Consider the following 267-nt stretch of genomic DNA (forward strand, 5'->3'; position numbering starts at 1 on the left):
CCTTTACTACAGCTTCACACTGGACGCTGATGTTGCTTGTGTAGGATAGCTGGGAGGCTTGGAAACTCGGTCGACAGATCGAGTGGAGCCAACCTTGAAATACCAGCCTGGCATCATTGGCGTTCTAACTCCGGTCCGTTATCCGGATCTAGGACCGTGTGTGGTGGGTAGTTTGACTGGGGCGGTCTCCTCCCAAAGCGTAACGGAGGATCACGAAGGTACCCTCAGCACGGTTGGAAATCGTGCAATGAGTGCAAGAGCATAAGG

Annotated in this window: 1 rRNA gene; it reads left to right on the forward strand. The window is 53.6% G+C overall.

Features of this window, described 5'->3' with window-relative positions:
- Positions 1 to 267 (forward strand): 23S ribosomal RNA (locus CVH10_RS21060); the annotation flags it as partial.

The sequence above is a fragment of the Halomonas sp. ND22Bw genome, assembly GCF_003011945.1.
In the GTDB taxonomy this organism is placed as follows: Bacteria; Pseudomonadota; Gammaproteobacteria; order Pseudomonadales; family Halomonadaceae; genus Halomonas; species Halomonas halophila.